Raw genomic sequence first — 1968 nt, forward strand, 5'->3', positions numbered from 1 at the left:
ATTTGCCGGATGGGCATGGTGCGGTGGCGGTGCGGGATGCGCTGCTTATTGCGGAACCGTGACGCCTGCATGCGTGCCGGCGACGTGCCGCGGTAGTGGGTGGTGGAGGGGGAGGTTGCGTACTTCGGATTGCTGGACGGTTTTCGGGAGCGTTGCTTCTCGATCCTCACACCGCCGCATTGTGGCACGAATTACACGATTGTGCTTTGTGAGTGGTTGCTTTGTGACCCTTCGGCCTGCGCCCGCAGCCCGTCGATAAACACGTCTACGAGCCACCCCCTGCTACGGGCGAACACCTCTTCTGCGATGGTTGGCAGCGGCCGCGACAGTGTGATGATGCCGAAATGGAAGTCTGGGACGTCGAGGTCGCCGGGGCACAGCCCGTACTTTTTCGCCTCCGTGAGGAGGGGACCGTAGAGGGCTTTTACCTTTTCTATCAGTATGTTTCGTTCCTCTTGGCCCATGTGGGGTGCGAACACGGGCAGGAATTCTTGGCCGACGGCAGGGAAGCCGTTGTCCACCATCTCAGTGATGGCGCAGCGCCACGTCGCCTCGGGGGCGCCGGGGAGGCGGGGAACGTGCTTGTCTACGATCGCGCGCATCTTGTCGATGATGTTTTCCAGCACCGCGCGGTAGAGGTCATCCTTGGTAGGGAAGTGGCGGCTCGCGGTGGCAACACCCACCTCTGCTTCCTTCGCAATGGTGCGCAGCGAGACCTCCGGCCCCATCTGGGCAATCAACGACGTGGCCGCTTCCACGAGCGCTTTGCGGTTTTCAGCAGCATCTTTTCGCATATCCGGCACTTTACCCTTGACAACCGAAAAATGAAAAATATGATCTACTTCGTAAAAGCGAAACAGTCTGTTCCACTTGGAGGAAACGATGAGCACAACCGTCGCGCATCAAGATGCCGCCCCCGCCGGCGGCGAGCGCACCGACAGCGCCAACGGTGCCAATGGCACCAGCAGCACCGTGAAAAAGACCATCGCCCTGATTTTGGGCCTGCCGATTGTCCTCGGCCTCATGCTGTGGGCGTTTCTTGCGCCCACCTTCGCCTCCGGCCCGGACGGGGTGCCGGTGGCGGTGGCGGGGCCGGAGCCGGTCGTTGAGAAGCTGCGTGCTCAGGCGGAGCAGCAGGAGGAGCACCCGGACTTCGTCGTGGTGAGCTCACAGGACGAGGCTGAAGATATGGTGCGCAACCGCGACGCGGTCGGCGCGATCGCAATCGGGCAGGGCGGCGCCACGGTCTACACCGCTTCCGGTAACGGTGCACCGTACGTGCAGATGCTCAATGGCCTTGCCCAGAACATGCAGGCCTCCGGCATGCCGGTGGAGACCGAGGATCTCGCCCCCACGACCGAGGACGACCCGCAGGCCCAGGGCCTCGCGTTGCTCGGCCTGCCGCTCGCGTTCGGTGGCGTGATCTCCGGAATGCTTGCAACCGTGCTGCTGCGCGGCCACAAGTGGTCGAAAGCCGCGGTCATCGCGGGTGTGGCGGCTCTCGGCGCGGGGGCTGCGGTCTGGATGCTGCACGGCATCTACGGCACGCTCAGCGGCAGCGTGGGTATGGAGTGGCTGGCTATCGCCCTCGGTATCGCCGCGACCTCTTCGGTCACCGCCGGGTTGGGCGCACTGTTTGGTGTGCCGGGCGCTGGCCTCGGTGCGGTGCTGACCATCTTTGTGGCTAACCCGCTGGCCGGCCTGGCCACAGGCCCATGGCTGCTGCCGGCCGGCTGGTCCGCACTGGGCCAGCTCATGCCGATTGGTGCGACCGGCTACCTCGTGCGCTCGCTGAGCTTCTTCGACGGCGCGGACGCGCAGGGTTCCTGGATCGTCCTGTGCAGCTGGATCGTCGTTGGCCTGATTCTGCTGGCCTTCGACCGTTCGAAGGAGAAGACCGCGTAGGTTGTCTCCACCCAAACACCCGTCGAGCGTCGGGTTAAGGGTCAAAATGTGTGTCTGGCTCGG

Annotated in this window: 2 protein-coding genes; one reads left to right on the top strand and one right to left on the bottom strand. The window is 63.9% G+C overall.

The annotated features are described in order from the left end of the window. Window positions 1–191 precede the first annotated feature (191 nt). The gene (locus HMPREF3088_RS05630) at window positions 192–890 is read right to left on the bottom strand and encodes a TetR/AcrR family transcriptional regulator (protein ID WP_141759444.1); all 699 of its coding nucleotides are present in this window, start codon (window positions 888–890) and stop codon (window positions 192–194) included. Here HMPREF3088_RS05630 and HMPREF3088_RS05635 point away from each other — a divergent pair. Further along, a complete protein-coding gene (locus tag HMPREF3088_RS05635) occupies window positions 883–1905 on the top strand; it encodes an ABC transporter permease (protein WP_246818069.1) in 1023 nt (340 codons plus the stop codon). The two genes, HMPREF3088_RS05630 and HMPREF3088_RS05635, sit on opposite strands and share 8 nt — an antisense overlap. Window positions 1906–1968 lie beyond the last annotated feature (63 nt).

Origin of the sequence: Corynebacterium sp. HMSC22B11, from assembly GCF_001815965.1 — a bacterium.
In the GTDB taxonomy this organism is placed as follows: Bacteria; Actinomycetota; Actinomycetes; order Mycobacteriales; family Mycobacteriaceae; genus Corynebacterium.

Excerpts from the sequence above, each read along its gene's own strand:
- HMPREF3088_RS05635 (WP_246818069.1), top strand. The coding sequence starts at position 883 with ATGAGCACAACCGTCGCGCATCAAGATGCCGCCCCCGCCGGCGGCGAG.